This window comes from Lentzea xerophila, from assembly GCF_051094245.1.
GTDB lineage: Bacteria > Actinomycetota > Actinomycetes > Mycobacteriales > Pseudonocardiaceae > Lentzea > Lentzea xerophila.
In genome coordinates, this window is record NZ_CP194934.1 from 829,313 (window position 1) to 845,969 (window position 16,657).

The following is a 16,657-nucleotide window of genomic DNA, read 5'->3' on the forward strand; positions in this document are numbered from 1 at the left end:
TCCGATCCGCGAGTTCGCGCTGGTCGTCCGTTCGCCTCTTCGTCGTGATTCGGCGAAGCCCAATCACGACGAAGCGGCGGGCGGATGACCAGCTTCCCGGCGAACTCGCCGCCCCGCCGGAGGCGGGGCCAAAGCTACGGCCAGGTAGTGCGCCGATACCAGGGTTGGCCAGCGCGAAGGCGAGTCCGAAGTGGACCACGTGCCGAACGGCCGGGTGAAGGCCAGCACCCACACGCTGCCCTTCTTGCAGGGGACCTCGTCGAGCCGCAGCCCGCCCAGTTCGGCCAGCGTCTGCACCACCGACGGGATCACGCCGCCCTGCGAGGACACGACGGCCCGGCCTTCCTCGGCCGCGACCTCCAGCAGCCGCACGAGACCGGCCTCCGGGTCGGGCCAGTAGCCCTCCTCCGACAGGCGCGGCTCCTCGACCATCTCCACGGCCAGATCGTCGGCGACGGCCCGCACGGTGTCCACGCAACGCACCCTGGGAGCCGCGTGGACGCGCGCCGGCGACCACAGGGGCAGCAAAGAGCGGAGTGCCGAGGCCTGCCGCCAGCCGGCGTCTGAGAGGGGACGGAGGTCGTCGTCGCCGTCCCACTCGGACCGCTTTCCCGCCTTGGCGTGCCGCACCAGCAACACCAGCAACAGGTCGGCGGGCAGACGGGCGAATTCCTTCAGCACCACTCGGTCGGGTTCGTAGGTCAGCAACGCGGACGCCTCGGCGAGCGGCAGCCACCGCAGTTCGTCGACCTCCTCGTTCGCGGCGAAAGAACCGGAAACGGCCTCCGCGGCGTAGTAGTCGACGGTTTTCGGCACGCCCTTCACCGCGTACGAGACCTGCCGCAGATGGCGGCCGAGCACACAGGAGTAGCCCGTTTCTTCCTCGACCTCGCGCGCCGCACAGGCGGGAATCGTCTCCCCGTTGTCGAGTTTGCCCTTGGGCAACGACCAGTCGTCATAACGCTGGCGGTGCACTACCGCGACTTCGACGTCACCGTCGGCAGCGCGCCAGAGCACCGCCCCAGCAGCTTTGATCACCCAAGAGCTCCGTGCTTGTGCAGCAGTTCCATTTGGTGGTCGCGCACCGACGACCCGTCCGACGGCGACGCTTCCCATTCTCCGTCGGCGCGCAGCACCCAGCAGCGCGTGTGCGGGTCGAGCGCGGACTCGAACATGTCACCCAGCTGCTTGGTCAGCCGCGGGTCCGCAACGCGCACGGCGACCTCGACGCGGCGGTCCAGGTTGCGGTGCATCATGTCCGCACTGCCGATCCAGTACTCGTCGCAGGCGACGAAGTGGAAGACCCGCGAGTGCTCCAGGAACCGGCCCAGGATCGAGCGCACCCGGATGTTCTCCGACAGCCCCTTGATGCCCGGCTTGAGGCCGCAGATGCCGCGCACGACCACGTCGACGGGCACACCGGCCTGCGACGCCCGGTACAGCGCGTCGATGACCTGCTCGTCCACGAGCGAGTTCACCTTGATGCGCACACCGCAGGGCTCACCCGCCTGCGCGCGCTCGATCTCCGTGTTGATCCGGTCCACGATGCCCTTGCGGACGCCGTAGGGCGCGACGAGCAGTGAGCGGTACTCGTCCTGACGCGCGTAGCCCGTGAGGACGTTGAAGAGGTCCGTGAGGTCCGCGCCGATGGTCGGCTCGGCCGTCAGGATGCCGACGTCCTCGTACAGCCGCGCCGTCTTCGGGTTGTAGTTGCCGGTGCCGATGTGGCAGTAGCGCCGGATCGTCGAGCCCTCCTGGCGCACCACGAGCGAGGTCTTGCAGTGCGTCTTCAGGCCCACCAGGCCGTAGACGACGTGCACCCCCGCCTTCTCCAGCGTGCGGGCCCACTTGATGTTCGCCTGCTCGTCGAAGCGCGCCTTGATCTCCACCAGCGCCACGACCTGCTTGCCCGCCTCGGCCGCGTCGATCAGCGCGTCCACGATGGGGGAGTCACCCGAGGTGCGGTACAGCGTCTGCTTGATGGCGAGCACGTGCGGGTCGGCCGCGGCCTGCTCGATGAAGCGCTGCACCGACGTGGAGAACGAGTCGTACGGGTGGTGCACGAGGACGTCGCCCTCGCGCAGCGTCGCGAAGACGCTCTTCGGCGTCTCGCGCTCACCGAACGCCGGATGCGTCGCCGGCACGAACGCCGGGTCCTTCAACGTCTTGCGGTCGATGCCGTAGAGCTGCCACAGGCAGGACAGGTCGAGCAGGCCGGGCACCGTGACGACGTCGTGCGGGTCGACCTCCATCTCCCGCAACAGCAACTCGAGCATGTGCTCGGTCATGTCGTCGGCGACCTCCAGGCGCACCGGCGGACCGAACCGGCGGCGGGCGAGCTCACGTTCCAGCGCCTGCAACAGGTCCTCGTCGCGGTCCTCCTCGACCTCGAGGTCCGCGTTGCGCGTCACGCGGAACGCGTGGCACTCGATGACCTCCATGCCGGCGAACAGCTCGCCCAGATGCGCGGCGATCAGTTCCTCCAACGGCAGGAAAGTCGCCGAGGAGGACGACCTGTCCGCTTCGACCCGGACGAGACGCGGCACGTTGTCCGGCACCTTCACGCGGGCGAACCGCTCGCCGCCGCCCTCGGGATCGCGCACGGTCACCGCGAGGTTCAGCGACAGCCCGGAGATGTAGGGGAACGGGTGCGCCGGGTCGACGGCCAGCGGTGTCAGGACCGGGAAGACCTGCGCGCTGAAGTAGTTGGAGAGCCGCAGCCGGTCGTAGTCGGTGAGGTCGCCCCACGTCACGATGCTGATCTGGTGCTGTTCCAGACCGGGCCGGATGTGGTCGAGGAACGTGCGGGCGTGCTGCTCGACGAGCTCCTGCGAGCGCTTGGAGATCCCCACGAGCTGCTCGAGCGGCGTGAGCCCGTCCGCGCTGCGCACCGTGAGGCCGGTCTCCGCGCGCCGCTTCAGGCCCGCGACCCGGACCATGTAGAACTCGTCCAGGTTCGAGGCGAAGATCGCGAGGAACTTCGCGCGCTCCAGCAGGGGCTGCGAGGAGTCCTCGGCCAGGGCGAGCACGCGGGCGTTGAAGTCCAACCAGGACAGTTCACGGTTGAAGTACCGGTCGTCCGGGAGGTCGGTGGGCAGGGCGCTCGACGTCACGGCGGGCGGTGCGGAGGGCACGCCGCGCAACGGGGCGGCGGCCGCGGGGGCTCGCTCCACCTTCGCTCGCGTCGTGGAAACCCGCCGCGTCGCGGCACGTGGCTGCTTGCGCGGGGTCGCCGCTTCCGCCTTCGCGCGTGGCGTGCGGCGTCGGGAGGGGGTCGCCTTGCCGTCGTTGTCGTCCGTGCTCACGTCCCGCATTGTTCCGCACTATCGCCGTGAGCGCCCCCAAGCGGGACGACCGTCTGGTGAACTCCTCGTCACAGGACAGGCAGGCGCAAGGCGGTAACGACCCCATCGGGACTACGTTCGAGGGTCACCCGCTGCCCCGGACGCAGCATTCGCCAGCCACCCGCGGTGACCGCCTCCGCGCTCACGTCGAGCAGAACGCCGTCATCACGCAGGACGACGGCGGAACCGTCACTGTTGAACGTGGACACAGTCGCCTGCATGGAGCAGAAGCGTAGACGTTCGGACCTACACGTCCTCCGCGGCGCGCTGCCAGGGTCGACCCATGAAGGTTATTGCCACTCTGACAGCGGCGACCCTGCTGGCCTTCACCACGGCAGGACTGGCGACGGCCGCGTCGGCCGAACGCAGGACTCCCAAGGTGGACAAACCACGACTGCAGGCGGCGGCCAAGAACGTCCGCCTGAAGGCCTCACTGCCCGGCACCGAACGGGCGATCTCGATCGCGTTCGCCCAGTACGGGCCGCGCGACGTCGCGTTCGTGAGCATGGAGACCGGGCTCAAGACGTTCGACGTCACGGACCTCGACGAGCCCAGGCTCCTCGACCACCTCACCAAGGAGGAGATGGCGCTGCCGGGCGACGACCCGGCGAAGCGCTTCTGGGAGAACGAGGACATCAACGTCGACCCCGACCGCAAGCTCGCGTTCCTGGCGCGCGAGGTCAACTCGTTCGGCCGCGCCCTGCCCGGCGACCGCCCGACCGGCAACTACATCGTGTCCGCTGTGGACCCCGCGGACCTCAAGATCCTCAGCTTTCACAGGCAGAACACCGGTCACACCAGTACCTGTATCAACCGCTGTTCCTTCCTGTGGACGGCCGGACTGGACAGGTCGGACGCCAGGACCGGCCGGATCTTCGTCACCGACATCCGCGATCCGAGGAACCCCAGGGAGCTCCCGGTCTCCGTCGACGTCCGCGGCAAGGCGGGCGAAGGCAAGATCACGCACGACGTCCAGGTCGACGCCAGGGGCATCGCGTGGGTCGCGGGCGACGACGGCACCCGCGGCTACTACACCCAGGGCCGGCACCGCGACCCGTTGAGCGGCAGGTACCGCGAGGCCACGGCGTGGGATCCCGTCCCGTACGCGGGCGGAACGGTGCCGAAGGCGGACATGCCGACCTCGTTCACGCACAACTCGTTCCGCCCGGTCGGCCGCACGCTCGACGACGGCCCGCGCCCCACGCGGGAACACCCGCCCGGCTCGCTGCTCCTGCACACCGAGGAGGCGTTCGGTTCGCCCACCTGCAAGACCGAGGGCCGGTTCGTCATCTCCTCGCTGCAGGGCACGCACAACGGTGAGGGCTGGGGCGAGACACCCAAGGAGATGAAGACAGTCGGCATCTGGAGCCCGGACGACCAGGAAGGCACGATTCCCGGCAACGTCACGTGCTCCGCGCACTACTTCGACGTGCAGAAGCGGATCGTGGCGTACTCCTGGTACAACCAGGGAACCCGGTTCCTGGACATCTCCGACCCGGCCAGGCCGATCCAGATCGGCTACTGGCGGCCGGACACCGCGACCTCGTGGGCGCCGTACTGGCACCGCGGCACGGTGTTCGTCGCGGACATCTCCCGCGGCGTCGAGATCCTGCAACTGGAGAAGGGCGCTTACGACGCCCAGGCGAGCGGCACGCCGGTGACGCTCACATCGCACCACGCGAAGGAACTGGCCAGGGAGAGCGACCGGGAACCCGTGCCGCTCGCCCCGAACCCGTTCTACGGCTGGGCCTGCCCCATGGTCGCGAGCCGCGAGGACTCGGCCGACTGCGGAGTGGGAGCCTGCGGCGCGCCCTGCTGAGCGACGGCTGCCCTGACGGCGGCGGTGGCGCGCCGGCGGGTGATCACGAGCCGGCCGAGGTTGATCATCGGGATCTCCACGGTCGCGTAGAGGACACTCGCCAGCGCCAGCCCCGCCGCCGTGACCACCACGGACTGCCCGAGACCGGACAAAGCGGGCCAGAAGAACGCGACGATGGTCGCCGCGATCGTCTGCACCAGGTAGAGCGAGTACGAACGTTCACCGACGAACTGCATCGGCTTCGTCGACAGGAATGTCGTGGCCGGTCCCGGCGCGATCATCGCGGTGAGCAGCACCGCCGTCGCGATCGCGTACACCGGGATGACCAGCACGTGACCGGCGATTCCGTTGATGCCGTCGAGGAATCCGGCGATCGGCTTGACGCTCAGGTGCACGGCGACGAATCCGATCGCGACGATCACCTGTGCGACCGGATTCGTGAGCGGGCGCAGCAGGGCGAATCCGCGCGGGCTCTGCAGTGCGACCGCGAGCAGCACACCGATCAGGATCGAGAAGTAGTGCACCGGCCAGCCGGGATTGCTGTGCGAGACGGTGAAGTTGACGACCACGAGCGCGAGCAGCATGCCGAGGAGGGCGGCACCGGCGCGGCGCTTGAGCACGACGGTGCCCAGCGCGATCGCCACCAGCGGCCAGACCAGGTAGAACTTCTGCTCGATGCCCAGCGACCAGGACTGCCCGTACGGGCTGGCGCCGGCGAACTCGTTGGTGAACGTCAGGAAGTACGTCAGCGCCGGGCCGATGCCGTTGCTGACGAACGTGCCCGCGACCGCCGAGGCGACGACCGTGACGAGCAGCACCACGAAGTAGACGGGCAGAATCCGGAACGCCCGCCTCAGATAGAACTCGCTGAGCGAAATGCGGCCGGTCGCGCGCTCCTCGCGCAGCATCAGCGTGGTGATGAGGAATCCGCTGAGGACGAAGAACATCTGGACGCCGGCCCAGCCCTGAAGCCGATCGGGGCCTCCGTAGTGGAAGAAGACGACCAGTACCGCCGCAATGGCACGCAGGCCGTCCAGAGCCGGAAAGCGGCGCAACGCCAGGTAGTCGGCGTGCGTCAACGACTTCATGCAGGTACACCTCGGGGCAACGCGTCGGGGAAACGACGTCGGGGGTTACGTCGTCAGCATTGGGGGATACGGACGTAAAGGTGCAGGGGTTCCCCACTGAGTTGCCTTGACTAACATTTTCGTGTCGTTCGTCACGATCTCAACAGCCGTTAAGCGGTGAAAGCTCGGACAATGGCGCGGCCGACGCCACCTGCCATCCCTGCTGCGTCAGCGCTCCGCCGTGGACCTCCAGCCAGTAGGCGCCGTCGGTCGTGTGCATGGTCGCGCCGCTGCGGATGTCCGTGACGTACGACGACTCCGACTGCCACGACACGAAGTCGCCGCTGACCCGGGGGAACACGATGCCCTCCGTCCTGGGCACCGGTTTGATCGCGGCTAGCTCGCGCGCCTCGGGCCACCCCTCGCGCCAGCCGCGCAGCTCCTCGCCTCGTGTCCACACCACCGTGCGGCCGTCCGAAGCCACGCTCCCGCCCGGCTCGGCGTCGCGCAGCGGCTCAGGCAGCGTTCCCTCGGCGCGGAACCTCCCGTCCTGCAGCCACACGACCGCGTCACCGACGAACACCGGGTTCCTGCCCTGGCCGACGATCCTGTCCTTCTTCTTCGCCAGGTCGAAGACGTGCACGCCGTTGCTGTCGGTCCAGGCGGCTTTGCCGTTGTGCACCACGGCACCCTCGGAGCCGATCCGCACGGGCGCGCCGTCGTTGCGCGAGTCCCACGCGTAGGTCGTGGCGGGATCGGATGGGCTCGGCCTCGTGGAGAACGTCACCCAGCGGCCGTCGAACTCGACGCCGAACAGCGACGCGTCGTTCTGCACCGCCATGACCTGCTGGCGCTTCCGGTCGTCGCGCAGCACCAGCTCGGTGGTTCTGTTGCGGGTGGTCTTCACCAGCAATGCGCCGGCGTCCGCGTTCGCGGCGACGACGGTGACCTTCTCGTGCGAACCGGTCTCGGTCCTGTTGCCCGCCAGCCGGTCCTTCCAGTCCTGGGGCAGGTCCACACGGCATGTCTCGAGCTTGCTCTGTGCCGTGTAGTCGGACGGTCGGTCGATCGGAACGGCGGCCACACAGCCCGCGATGGCCGTGATCGCCGCCAGCGCGATGAGCGCTCGCATCAGTCTCCCAAGTCGTGATCACCCCGGCGCCCCGGAAGACGTGTGGCGGCTGTTCAGGTTGTGCGGGCGGGCAAAGCCGCTGCGGTGTGCGTGCCGAGACCGAGCACGAGAGCGAGCCGCAGATCCTCCTCCGTGTCCACGTCACTGCGCAACGACAGCCACGGCCCGATCAGCGTCACCGCGCCGGAGAGCCGGTGGTGCCCGGCCGATCCGATGCCGAACCGCGGGTCCAGGTCGCCTCCGGGCGCGGCGAGGAGCATGGTGGTGCCGGTGCCCTGGCGGTCCGGGACGAACGCGCGGCGTCCGGCGGCGGCTTCGAGCGCGGCCTGGAGCTCGTCGGGCCGGAGCGCCGGCAGGTCGGCCTGGAGCGCGCCGACGCGTGCCGAACGGAGCGTGCGCGCGCCGTGCCTCAGCGCCTCGTTGAGTCCGGGCTGGGACGGCTCCGGCAGTGACTCCACACCGAGCGCGGCCATCTCCGCCGCCACCGCGGGGTCGGATGTGATCGTGACCACGTGACGGACACCGGGCGTGCTCAGAGCCGCGCTCACCGTGTCGAGGGCGAGCGCGAGCGCCAGTGCCGCGTGTGACACCGGATCCCCGCCTGTCGCGCTGGTCAGCCTGGTCTTGGCCCGGTCGAGGGTCTTGACCGGGACCAGGAGGTCAACTTCATCCCGCACCTCGCCATAGTCCACGATTCGCGGACTACTGTGCTCAGGGGCGCAGGTCCGGGAGTGAGGAGAGGTGCACGTGGCCAAGGAGAAGGGCGGCTTCTGGGTGGGGGTCGCCGCGGCGATCGTCTACCCCATGTCGTTCGTGCTGGGCAGGCACCGGATCCTGCACGGCGAGCGCATCCCGCGTCAGGGAGCGGCGCTCCTCGTCATGAACCACATCTCGCACCTCGACCCGTGCTACGACGCGGTGTTCGTGCACCGCAACGACCGGGTCCCGCACTTCCTCGCGAAGCACAGCCTGTGGAACGTGCCGATCATGGGCAGCATCCTGAAGGGCGCGAAGCAGATCCCGGTCTACCGGGGCACCACGGACGCCCAGCAGAGCCTGCGCGCGGCGCACGAGGCGCTGGCGACCGGTCAGGTCGTGGTGATCTACCCGGAGGGCACGATCACCAGGGACCCCGACGGCTGGCCCGCGAACTCCCGCACCGGCGTGGCCAGGCTCGCGCTGCAGCACGACGGCCCGGTCATCCCGGTCGCCCGCTGGGGCACGCTCGAGCTCTACAACCACTACCAGAAGAAGTTCCGGCCGTTCCCGCGCAAGACGATCACCCACTTCGTCGGTGAACCGGTCGACCTGTCCGCGTACCGCGGCAAGGAGGAGACGCTGCCGTTGCTGCGCGAGGTGACGGACCTGCTGATGGGCAAGGTCAAGGACCACCTCGCCGAGGTGCGCCAGCAGGAGGCCCCCGAGGGCTTCCACGGACCGAGGAAGGCCTGACCATGGCGATTGAACGCGTTGCGGTGCTGGGCGCCGGTTCGTGGGGCACGACCTTCGCGAAGGTCATCGCGGACTCCGGCCCCGAGGTCGCGCTGTGGGCGCGGCGGCAGGAGGTCGCCTCGGCGATCACCGAGACCCGCGTGAACACCGGCTACCTGCCCGGCATCTCGTTGCCGGCCAACCTGGCGGCCACCTCCGACCCGGCGAAGGCGCTGGACGGGGCGGACGCCGTGGTGCTGGCCGTGCCGTCGCAGACGCTGCGGGTGAACCTGTCGGCGTGGAAGGACCTGCTGCCGCCGGACGCGACGCTGGTGTCGCTGTCCAAGGGCGTCGAGCTCGGCACCCTGAAGCGGATGAGCGAGGTGATCCGCGAGGTCGCCGGCGTCGACGAGTCGCAGGTGGCCGTCGTGTCCGGGCCGAACCTGGCCAAGGAGATCGCCGTCGAGCAGCCGACCGCGACCGTCATCGCGTGCACGGACCACGACCGCGCGGTCGACCTGCAGCACGCGTGCTCGAACTCGTACTTCCGCCCGTACACCAACACCGACGTGGTCGGCTGCGAGCTGGGCGGGGCGTGCAAGAACGTCATCGCGCTGGCGTGCGGCATGGCGGCGGGCATGGGCTACGGCGACAACACGATGGCGTCGATCATCACGCGCGGCCTCGCCGAGACCGCACGGCTGGGCGCGGCTCTGGGCGCGGACCCGCTGACGTTCGCCGGACTGGCGGGCCTGGGCGACCTCGTGGCGACCTGCGCGTCGCCGTTGTCGCGCAACCGGTCCTTCGGCGAACGGCTCGGCCGGGGCGAGACCCTCGCACAGGCGCAGGAAGCCGCGCACGGACAGGTCGCCGAGGGCGTGAAGTCCTGCTCGTCGATCCGTGAGCTCGCGGCGGCCCACGGCGTCGACATGCCGATCACCGAGGGCATCCACCAGGTCTGCCACGACGGGCTGAGCGTGCGCGAGCTCGGTGCCGCGCTGCTGGGCCGCGACCGGAAGCACGAGCGCCAGTGAACGACGAACTCGGTGACGGCACGCGGGTCGTGCACGCGGTTCAGGGTGCGCCGGGCGAACCGTTCGGCGCGCAGCCGGTGTTCGCGTCGGCGTACCACCTGGGCGGCCAGGACTACTACGGCCGTGCGGGCAACCAGACCTGGCGCTCGCTCGAAGCCGCTCTCGGGTCGCTGGAAGGCGGGGAGTGCGTCGTCTTCCCGTCCGGGATGGCGGCGATCTCGACGTTGCTGCGGGCGGTTCTGTCCACTGGGGACACTCTGGTCGTCCCGTCGGACGGCTACTTCCTGACCCGCAGGTTCGTGTCCGAAATGGACGTGGACGTGGTCGAGGTGCCCACGGCCGGGCCGTACCCGTCCTTCGCCGGGGTGAAGCTCGTCCTGCTGGAGAGCCCGTCGAACCCCGGCCTGGACGTCTGCGACATCGCGGAGCTCGCAACCCAGGCGCACGCCGAGGGCGCGTTGCTGGCGGTGGACAACACGACGGCGACACCGCTGGGGCAGCGGCCGCTGGAGCTGGGTGCCGACATCGTGGTGGCGTCGGACACCAAGGCGGTCGCGGGGCACAGCGACGTCCTCTTCGGACACGTGACGCTGGCTTCCGCCGAGCTCGCGGCGAAGGTGCGCGACGCGCGGACGTTGAACGGCGCGATCCCCGGGCCGTTCGAGACGTGGCTCGCGTTGAGGGGCCTCGGAACGCTGGACCTGCGGCTCGCGCGGCAGGCGGAGAACGCGGCGGCGATCCACGCGTTGCTGAAGGGCCGCGTCGAGGGGCTGCGCTGGCCGGGGGCGCCGGACGACCCGGCGTACCTGGTGGCGGCGCAGCAGATGCGGCGGTTCAACGGCGTGCTGACGTTCGAGCTTCCCGATGCCGAGGCCGTGGCGAGGTTCCTGGAGCGTTCGAAGCTGGTGTCGGCGGCCACGTCGTTCGGCGGCCTGCACTCGACCGCGGACCGGCGCGCCCAGTTCGGCGACCCGGTGCCCGAGGGTCTGGTGCGGTTCTCGGCCGGCTGTGAGGACACGCGGGACCTGGTCGCGGACGTGTCCCACGCTTTGGGACTGGATTGACGGAGGGTCCCGGTTCCGGGACCCTCTGCCGCATGTCCTTCAACGCATGTTGCTGTTGTACCTGGCGATAGTCCCGCGTCCTCTTTCGCGCACTCGCCTGGTTAGGACCTTTTCCCGATGTTCGCCGTTCCTGAGAACAGCGTCGTTCTGCCCGAAAACTCCGCACTGCTGCACCCCGTTCGGGTGGCTTTGTCGTGGGCGGCCGACCGCGACCGCTGGAAGCACCTGCTCCGGTACGACCCGGATGAGCGCTTCTCGGCGTTGGTCGACAAGACCGCCGACCAGGAGATCTGGCTGATGAGCTGGCTCCCCGGTCAGACGGCCTCGCTGCACGACCACGACACGACCTCCGGTGCGTTCACCGTGGTCAGCGGGCTGCTGACCGAGGTCGTGACGACCCGCATCCAGGTCGTGCACTCCCTGCGCGCCGGTCAGTCGCGTGTGTGGGGGTCCGGTTACGTGCACCAGGTACGCAACGACGGTGTGGATCCGGCCGTGTCGATCCACGTGTACCGCCACGGCACACGCGCGATGACCTCGTACCGCTACGACCCGGTCAACGGCCCCGTTCGCTGACGTGTGGCGGCACGGACCGGTCCGTCTCGTGAGGCACCGGCGCGCCCCAGGTCTGGACGAGCGGCATGTGCCCGGCCCACACCAGGTTCGCCTCGAGGTCCGACGGCTCCTCGCCCGGCCCGCCCTCGCGCACCTTCACGCTGGCCTCGGTGAGGTCGATCTCCAGCGCGACGGTCTGCGCGAGCTCCTTCCTGGACGGCCTGCGCGCGTAGTCCCAGCTGCCCGGCGTGACGTGCTCGACGATGACCTTCAGCGCGTGCTCGGGGTCCTCGGCGACCTTCGCGGTGCCGTGGATGACCGCCGACCGGTAGTTCATCGAGTGGTGGAACACCGATCGCGAGTAGACGACGCCGTCGACGAGCGTGACCGCGACGCAAACCGGCTTGCCCTCGATCATGCTCCTGATGGATCGTGATCCCGTGGATCCGTGCAGGAAGATGCGGTCGCCGTCCCGCCCGTACGCGGTGGGGACCAGGAACGGCGCTCCGTCGACCTCCACGGCGAGGTGGCAGACCAGGCCCGCGTCGAGGATGTCGTAGAGCACCTGGCGGTCCTGGACGGCTCTCTTCTTGCCGCGGACGACGGTGCTGCGCGGGGTGGGGGAGAGCGGCGTGTCGATGGTCATGGTCTTACCCTGAAGGCAGAAGTGGCATCATTGAAGAGCCATTTTTCGTCGATCTGAGAAGGCCACTTTGGCTGAGACCGCGCTTCCCGTCGCGCTGGACCGCGAGTCCGCCGAACCCCTCGCCGTCCAGCTGGCCGACGCCCTGCGCTCCGCGGCGTCCGAGGGGCGTCTGCGCGCGGGCGACCGCCTGCCGTCCACGCGCGCGTTGGCCGACAGCCTCGGAGTCTCCCGCACGGTCACCGCCGCCGCGTACGAGCAGTTGCACGCGGAAGGCTGGATCGCGGGCCGGCACGGCTCCGGCACCTACGTCACCACAACTCCGCCGGGCCCGCTGCGCAAACGTTCGCGCAAGCCCGTCGTGCCCGTCATCACCGACTTCGTCGACCTCGGCACAGGCGCGCCGTGGGCAGGCGGTCTCGACCGCGCGGCCTGGCGCCGGGCGTGGCGCGCGGCGGCCGACGCACCGCCGTTGTCCCGCCCCGAACGCGCGGGTCTGCCCGAGTACCGCGAGGCCATCGCCGAACATCTCCTGCGCCACCGCGGCCTGGCCGTCAACGCCGACCCCGTGCTCGCCACCGGCGGCACGACCGCGGTGCTGACCGAGATCGCGGTGGCCGTGCTGAAGCGCGGTGACGCCGTGGCCGTGGAGGAGCCCGGCTACCAACGGGCGGTGGGCGTCTTCCGCGCGGCTGGCCTGCGAGTGGTCCAAGCCGCCGTCGACGCCGAGGGGTTGCTGCCGGACGCCGTGCCGGCGGGCGTTCGTGCCGTCTACTGCTCACCCGCGCACCAGTACCCGTTGGGCGGCCGCATGTCGGCGGGCCGTCGCGTCGCACTGGTCGAACGGGCCCGGCGCGACGGCTGGCTCGTCATCGAGGACGACTACGACGGCGAGCTCCGCTATGACGTGGCGCCGCTGCCCTCGCTGGCCGCGCTCGCCCCGGACGTCGTGGTCCACCTCGGCACCACGAGCAAGATCCTCACGCCGACGCTGGGCGCCGGCTGGATGGTCGCTCCCGAGCACATCGCCACGGCCGTGCTCGAACACCGCGACCTCACCGGCACCAGCCCGGCCGCGGCGGGCCAGCGGGTCGTGGTCGAGCTGGCACGGATGGGCGACCTCGGCCGGCACCTGCGCAAACTGCGGCGGGAGCTGTCCGAACGGCGCGCGCTCATCACCGACACGTTCGCCGACGCCGGCATCGAGGTGCTGGGCGACGACGCGGGCGCGCACGTCGTGGTGCTGCTGCCGAGCGCCGAGCGGGAGCGCGAACTCATGAGGGCGGCGCTGGAACGGGGACTGCGGGTGGACGGCCTGGCCAGGCACTACGTGAACCGGCCCAAGCTCTGCGGACTCGTCATCGGCTACAGCGCCTGCTCGCGCGAACAGCTGAGCAGCGCGTTGCCGGTGCTGACCGAGCTGCTCAGAACCGACGGCTGACCACCACCGTGTTCTGCCGGCGCGTGTGCGTCGTGTCGTTCGGATGGAGCGGCACAACGGTCAGCGCCACGACGACACCGGTGGCTTCCTCGACTGCGGTCCTCCAGTACGAAATGACCTTAAAGAGGTCGATCTGGCGGGTAAGCACAATAGCCCAAACGGGTAGGGTCGCCCGCATGACGCAGCGCAAGACAAGGGTGGCCGTGGTGTTCGGCGGCCGTAGTTCGGAGCACGAGGTCTCCTGCCAGTCCGCCAAGAGCGTCCTGCCCTACCTGGACGCGGACCGGTTCGAGGTGGTGCCGGTCGGCATCACGCCGCAGGGGCAGTGGGCACTCGGCACGGACCCGAACGCGCTGGAGTCCGGCATCGGCAACTTCCCGACGCTGCGCAACACGACCGTCGCCGCGACCGAGCCCGGTCAGGCCCTGAAGGACGTCGACGTCGTCTTCCCGTTGCTGCACGGCCCGTGGGGCGAGGACGGCACCATCCAGGGCCTGCTCGAACTCGGTGGCCTGCCGTACGTCGGGGCCGGCGTGCTCGCGAGCGCCGCGGCCATGGACAAGATCTTCGCCAAGAAGATCCTCCAGGCCGAGGGCCTCAACGTCGGCGAGTTCGTCGCGCTCGACCGCGCTGCCGCCACGCTGACCCTCGACGAGCGCGAGCACCTCGGGCTGCCGGTGTTCGTGAAGCCGTCACGCGCCGGGTCGTCCGTCGGCGTCTCGAAGGTGAACGACTGGGCGGACCTCGACGCCGCGATCTTCGAGGCGCGCCAGCACGACCCCAAGGTCATCATCGAGGCCGCCGTGCCGAACGTCCGTGAGATCGAAGTGGCGGTACTGGAGTTCCCGGACGGCCGCGTCGAGGCCTCGCTGCCCGCCGAGCTGCGCCCGGTCGGCGAGAACGTCGAGTGGTACGACTACAACGCCAAGTACGTCGACGACTCCTACGAGGCCGACATCCCGGCGAAGCTCGACGACGAGACCACCGCCCAGCTGCGCGAGCTGTCCGTCACCGCGTTCAAGGCGCTCGACTGCCAGGGTCTGTCCAGGGTGGACTTCTTCCTCACCGAGCAGAACGAGCTGATCGTCAACGAGCTCAACACCATGCCCGGCTTCACGCCGATCTCCATGTACCCCAAGGCGTGGGAGGCGACCGGCATCGACTTCACGACCCTGCTGACCACGTTGATCGAGACCGCCATCGCGCGCGGCTCGGGTCTCCGTTAGGGCGAAGTCTTGACCGGCTGCTTGGGCAGCAGGTCGCGCACCGTCGTGGAGATGTCCTGCAACGGTCCGGTGCCCGCGTCGTCGGGCACCGTCAGCGCCACGTACACGCCGCGGTCCACGATCACCCACGTCGAGCTGCCCGAACCGGGCAGCTGCAGCCACTGGACGTCGGAGATCACCCGCAGCTGCGAGGTCGCCGACAGCTCGGACGGCCGCGGCAACCCGCAGCGCAGCACGACCGGGTCGTGTTTGGCGTCACCCCACGCCACCGTGGCGGGCGGCGCGGGCGAGGCGATCTCCCGGCGCGGCAGCATGTCCTTCCCGGACGGCAGCCCCACCGGCAGCTTCCCGACCAGGGAAGCGCATTCCGGGGAGCCGGCGGACGGCGCGTCGATCGAGACCAGCGCGAGGGGACCCGTGCGGCCGGGCACGTCCTCGACCTGGTTTCCCGTGCCCAGCACGAGACCGAGCCCGGCGACACCGATGGCGAGCAGCACGGCGAGCCCGACCGCCGCGAGCAGTGGCCGGGACAGCGCCGACGTGGTTTCCTGCTGAGTCACCCGGTTATGACAACACGGGTCAGAGATGGACCACCGGGCAGGTCAGCGTCCGCGTGATGCCCTCGACGTTCTGGATGCGGGCGACCACGAGCTGGCCGAGCTGGTCGACGGTCTCCGCTTCGGCGCGGACGATGACGTCGTAAGGACCGGTGACGTCCTCTGCGGTTGCTACCCCGGCGATTCCGGAAATCTCGGAGGCGACTGCGGCGGCCTTGCCGACCTCGGTCTGGATGAGGATGTATGCATGCACCACGGCGTGCCCCTTCGTCGCGACAGGTTGGGTCGAGGTAGGAACGTGTCACGCAACGTACCCCAGTTGGGGTTCCGAATGCTCAGATTGGGAGGCAACTTTGCGTCCGGAGCCGCCGCGCGACGCGGAGACGGTCGCCGATGTGGGTGAGTTCAATCTCATCCACCGGGTGACGACCGGTCGGGCGCAGCCGGAGACGACCATCCTCGGTCCCGGCGACGACGCGGCCGTCGTCGCCGTGCCGGACGGACGGGTCGTCGCCTCGATGGACGTGCTCGTCGAGGGTGTCCACTTCAGACTCGACTGGTCCAGTCCTGAGCAGGTGGGCCGAAAAGCGGCGGCGGTGAACCTCGCCGACGTCGTCGCGATGGGGGCGCTGCCGTCCGCCCTGCTCGTCGGTTTCGCCTGTCCCGCCGACACCCCGGCGTCGGTCGTCGAGGGGATCATGTCGGGCCTGTGGGAGGAGGCGGCGGTGGCCGGCGCGGGCATCGTCGGGGGCGACATGGTCAGCTCCGCCACGCTGGTGATCTCCATCACCGCCATGGGCGACATGAACGGGCTCGAGCCGATCACGAGGTCCGGCGCGCTCGTCGGGGACGTCGTGGCGGTCACCGGGAGGCTCGGCTGGGCGGCGGCGGGACTGGCCGTGCTCGGCCGCGGGTTCCGTTCGCCGGTCGGCATCGTGAACGCCCAGCGCACCCCGGAGCCGCCGTACGAGGAGGGGCCCAGGGCCGCGGAGGCGGGCGCCACGTCGATGATCGACATCTCGGACGGCCTGCTGCAGGACCTGAGCCACATCACGGACTCCTCGGGCGTGGCGATCGACATCCGCACCGAGCTGCTGCCGTTGCACCCGCGCCTGCTCGACGTCGCGTCGGCGCTCGGCGGGGACGCGCGGCACTGGGCGCTGACCGGAGGCGAGGACCACGCCCTCGCGGCGACGTTCCCCGGGCCGAAGGCGGTTCCGCCGAACTGGACGACGATCGGCACGGTCCGTGCGGGCGAAGGAGTGACGGTCGACGGCAGGGTTTACGAAAAACCTCCTGGCTGGGAGCACTGGCGGGCGTAGACTCCACGGTCGTGGAACTATG

Annotated in this window: 17 protein-coding genes; 8 read left to right on the forward strand and 9 right to left on the reverse strand. The window is 69.8% G+C overall.

Annotation, left to right across the window (positions count from 1 at the left end):
• Positions 1 to 63: 63 nt before the first annotated feature.
• Genes ACRSBM_RS04110 through ACRSBM_RS04120 form a run of 3 tightly spaced genes read right to left on the reverse strand, consistent with a single transcriptional unit; the run spans position 64 to position 3,565 of the window.
• Positions 64 to 1,035, reverse strand: coding sequence for an NUDIX hydrolase (locus tag ACRSBM_RS04110; protein ID WP_434452952.1), 972 nt, complete (start codon positions 1,033 to 1,035; stop codon positions 64 to 66).
• Complete coding sequence (locus tag ACRSBM_RS04115; protein WP_434439901.1) at positions 1,035 to 3,314, reverse strand: RNA degradosome polyphosphate kinase; 2,280 nt, start codon at positions 3,312 to 3,314, stop codon at positions 1,035 to 1,037. The genes ACRSBM_RS04110 and ACRSBM_RS04115 overlap by 1 nt, the downstream gene beginning before the upstream one ends.
• A gap of 59 nt (positions 3,315 to 3,373) precedes the next feature.
• Complete coding sequence (locus tag ACRSBM_RS04120) at positions 3,374 to 3,565, reverse strand: hypothetical protein (RefSeq protein WP_355565820.1); 192 nt, start codon at positions 3,563 to 3,565, stop codon at positions 3,374 to 3,376.
• A gap of 62 nt (positions 3,566 to 3,627) precedes the next feature.
• Between ACRSBM_RS04120 and ACRSBM_RS04125 the strand changes: the two genes are divergently transcribed.
• Entirely contained in the window at positions 3,628 to 5,163 is a 1,536-nt protein-coding gene (locus ACRSBM_RS04125; RefSeq protein WP_434439904.1) for a hypothetical protein, read from the forward strand.
• On the opposite strand, the gene ACRSBM_RS04130 is transcribed toward ACRSBM_RS04125, so the two are convergent.
• The 3 genes from ACRSBM_RS04130 to cofC all read right to left on the reverse strand — a co-directional run bounded on the left by ACRSBM_RS04130 (position 5,082) and on the right by cofC (position 8,039).
• A complete protein-coding gene (locus ACRSBM_RS04130; RefSeq protein ID WP_434439906.1) occupies positions 5,082 to 6,251 on the reverse strand; it encodes an acyltransferase family protein in 1,170 nt (389 codons plus the stop codon). The two genes, ACRSBM_RS04125 and ACRSBM_RS04130, sit on opposite strands and share 82 nt — an antisense overlap.
• Before the next feature lie 139 nt (positions 6,252 to 6,390).
• On the reverse strand, positions 6,391 to 7,362 hold the full coding sequence (locus ACRSBM_RS04135; protein WP_434439909.1) for a hypothetical protein: 972 nt from the start codon (positions 7,360 to 7,362) through the stop codon (positions 6,391 to 6,393).
• A 53-nt stretch (positions 7,363 to 7,415) separates the two neighbouring features.
• The gene (gene cofC, locus ACRSBM_RS04140) at positions 7,416 to 8,039 is read right to left on the reverse strand and encodes a 2-phospho-L-lactate guanylyltransferase (RefSeq protein WP_434439911.1); all 624 of its coding nucleotides are present in this window, start codon (positions 8,037 to 8,039) and stop codon (positions 7,416 to 7,418) included.
• 70 nt (positions 8,040 to 8,109) lie between these two features.
• Here cofC and ACRSBM_RS04145 point away from each other — a divergent pair, with 70 nt between their 5' ends.
• From ACRSBM_RS04145 to ACRSBM_RS04160, 4 genes are all read left to right on the forward strand, one after another.
• Positions 8,110 to 8,814: a lysophospholipid acyltransferase family protein gene (locus ACRSBM_RS04145; protein WP_434439913.1), complete on the forward strand. Its 705-nt coding sequence runs from the start codon at positions 8,110 to 8,112 to the stop codon at positions 8,812 to 8,814.
• A gap of 2 nt (positions 8,815 to 8,816) precedes the next feature.
• Positions 8,817 to 9,827 (forward strand): NAD(P)H-dependent glycerol-3-phosphate dehydrogenase, encoded by a 1,011-nt coding sequence (locus tag ACRSBM_RS04150; RefSeq protein WP_434439915.1) that lies wholly within the window; start codon positions 8,817 to 8,819, stop codon positions 9,825 to 9,827.
• Positions 9,824 to 10,891 carry a cystathionine gamma-lyase gene (locus ACRSBM_RS04155; RefSeq protein WP_434439917.1) on the forward strand — a complete coding sequence of 356 codons (1,068 nt, stop codon included), beginning with the start codon at positions 9,824 to 9,826 and terminating at the stop codon, positions 10,889 to 10,891. Before ACRSBM_RS04150 ends, ACRSBM_RS04155 begins: the two co-directional genes overlap by 4 nt.
• Positions 10,892 to 11,008: 117 nt before the next feature.
• On the forward strand, positions 11,009 to 11,467 hold the full coding sequence (locus tag ACRSBM_RS04160) for a cysteine dioxygenase (RefSeq protein ID WP_434439919.1): 459 nt from the start codon (positions 11,009 to 11,011) through the stop codon (positions 11,465 to 11,467).
• Here ACRSBM_RS04160 and ACRSBM_RS04165 read toward each other — a convergent pair.
• On the reverse strand, positions 11,448 to 12,092 hold the full coding sequence (locus ACRSBM_RS04165; RefSeq protein WP_434439921.1) for a pyridoxamine 5'-phosphate oxidase family protein: 645 nt from the start codon (positions 12,090 to 12,092) through the stop codon (positions 11,448 to 11,450). The genes ACRSBM_RS04160 and ACRSBM_RS04165 overlap by 20 nt on opposite strands.
• A gap of 67 nt (positions 12,093 to 12,159) precedes the next feature.
• Between ACRSBM_RS04165 and ACRSBM_RS04170 the strand changes: the two genes are divergently transcribed.
• Entirely contained in the window at positions 12,160 to 13,530 is a 1,371-nt protein-coding gene (locus tag ACRSBM_RS04170) for a PLP-dependent aminotransferase family protein (RefSeq protein WP_434439923.1), read from the forward strand.
• A 176-nt stretch (positions 13,531 to 13,706) separates the two neighbouring features.
• A complete protein-coding gene (locus ACRSBM_RS04175) occupies positions 13,707 to 14,756 on the forward strand; it encodes a D-alanine--D-alanine ligase family protein (protein WP_434439925.1) in 1,050 nt (349 codons plus the stop codon).
• On the opposite strand, the gene ACRSBM_RS04180 is transcribed toward ACRSBM_RS04175, so the two are convergent.
• The gene (locus tag ACRSBM_RS04180) at positions 14,753 to 15,316 is read right to left on the reverse strand and encodes a DUF3515 domain-containing protein (RefSeq protein WP_434439927.1); all 564 of its coding nucleotides are present in this window, start codon (positions 15,314 to 15,316) and stop codon (positions 14,753 to 14,755) included. The two genes, ACRSBM_RS04175 and ACRSBM_RS04180, sit on opposite strands and share 4 nt — an antisense overlap.
• 19 nt (positions 15,317 to 15,335) lie before the next feature.
• The gene (locus ACRSBM_RS04185) at positions 15,336 to 15,569 is read right to left on the reverse strand and encodes an Lrp/AsnC ligand binding domain-containing protein (protein WP_030467939.1); all 234 of its coding nucleotides are present in this window, start codon (positions 15,567 to 15,569) and stop codon (positions 15,336 to 15,338) included.
• A 97-nt stretch (positions 15,570 to 15,666) separates the two neighbouring features.
• Here ACRSBM_RS04185 and ACRSBM_RS04190 point away from each other — a divergent pair, with 97 nt between their 5' ends.
• The gene (locus tag ACRSBM_RS04190; protein WP_434439929.1) at positions 15,667 to 16,635 is read left to right on the forward strand and encodes a thiamine-phosphate kinase; all 969 of its coding nucleotides are present in this window, start codon (positions 15,667 to 15,669) and stop codon (positions 16,633 to 16,635) included.
• Positions 16,636 to 16,657: the final 22 nt, after the last annotated feature.

Bases quoted from the DNA above. Each gene is read 5' to 3' on its own strand.
- ACRSBM_RS04115 (WP_434439901.1), bottom strand. From the start codon at position 3,314: ATGCGGGACGTGAGCACGGACGACAACGACGGCAAGGCGACCCCCTCC.
- ACRSBM_RS04120 (WP_355565820.1), bottom strand. From the start codon at position 3,565: ATGCAGGCGACTGTGTCCACGTTCAACAGTGACGGTTCCGCCGTCGTC.
- ACRSBM_RS04125 (WP_434439904.1), top strand. From the start codon at position 3,628: ATGAAGGTTATTGCCACTCTGACAGCGGCGACCCTGCTGGCCTTCACC.
- ACRSBM_RS04130 (WP_434439906.1), bottom strand. From the start codon at position 6,251: ATGAAGTCGTTGACGCACGCCGACTACCTGGCGTTGCGCCGCTTTCCG.
- ACRSBM_RS04135 (WP_434439909.1), bottom strand. From the start codon at position 7,362: ATGCGAGCGCTCATCGCGCTGGCGGCGATCACGGCCATCGCGGGCTGT.
- ACRSBM_RS04150 (WP_434439915.1), top strand. From the start codon at position 8,817: ATGGCGATTGAACGCGTTGCGGTGCTGGGCGCCGGTTCGTGGGGCACG.
- ACRSBM_RS04160 (WP_434439919.1), top strand. From the start codon at position 11,009: ATGTTCGCCGTTCCTGAGAACAGCGTCGTTCTGCCCGAAAACTCCGCA.
- ACRSBM_RS04165 (WP_434439921.1), bottom strand. From the start codon at position 12,092: ATGACCATCGACACGCCGCTCTCCCCCACCCCGCGCAGCACCGTCGTC.
- ACRSBM_RS04175 (WP_434439925.1), top strand. From the start codon at position 13,707: ATGACGCAGCGCAAGACAAGGGTGGCCGTGGTGTTCGGCGGCCGTAGT.